This window comes from Pedococcus sp. P1_H8 (assembly GCF_056405175.1).
This window is the reverse complement of sequence record NZ_JBFUCP010000208.1, coordinates 1-467: the sequence shown is the minus strand read 5'-3', so window position 1 is coordinate 467 and position 467 is coordinate 1. Positions and strand designations below refer to the sequence as shown.

The following is a 467-nucleotide window of genomic DNA, read 5'->3' as shown; positions in this document are numbered from 1 at the left end:
GCCCAAGGGYGTCRCGGTGACGCATGCGGCGGCGGTGAACCAGTTGGTGTCGATGCAGGCCGAGTACGGGCTCGGCGAGCGGGATTCGGTGCTGCAGAAGACGCCGGCGACGTTCGATGCGTCGGTGTGGGAGTTCTTCTGGCCGCTGCAGGCCGGTGCCCGGTTGGTGCTGGCGACCGCGGACGGTCATCGTGACCCGCAGTATCTGGCGCGGGTGATGGTGGAGCAGTCGGTGACGACGGTGCAGTTCGTGCCGTCGATGCTGCCGATGGTGTTGGCGGCGTTGCCGGAGTCGGGGACCCCGGCGTTGCTGCGGGTGTTCGCCGGTGGCGAGCCGTTGCCGGCCGTTGTTGCGGCGGAGTTCGGGCGGGTCACCGGTGCTGCGGTGCACAACCTCTACGGTCCGACCGAGGCGGCGATGCAGGTCACCCGCCGCGAGGCGGCCGAGACCGATGCGGCGGTGGTGC

The 467-nt window shown here is 70.5% G+C and carries 1 protein-coding gene; it reads left to right on the top strand.

The genetic code is table 11. From position 1 onward, the window contains the following. Positions 1 to 16: 16 nt before the first annotated feature. A partial coding sequence (locus AC1DYG_RS19620; RefSeq protein WP_477641526.1) for an AMP-binding protein occupies positions 17 to 467 on the top strand: 451 nt, incomplete at its 3' end.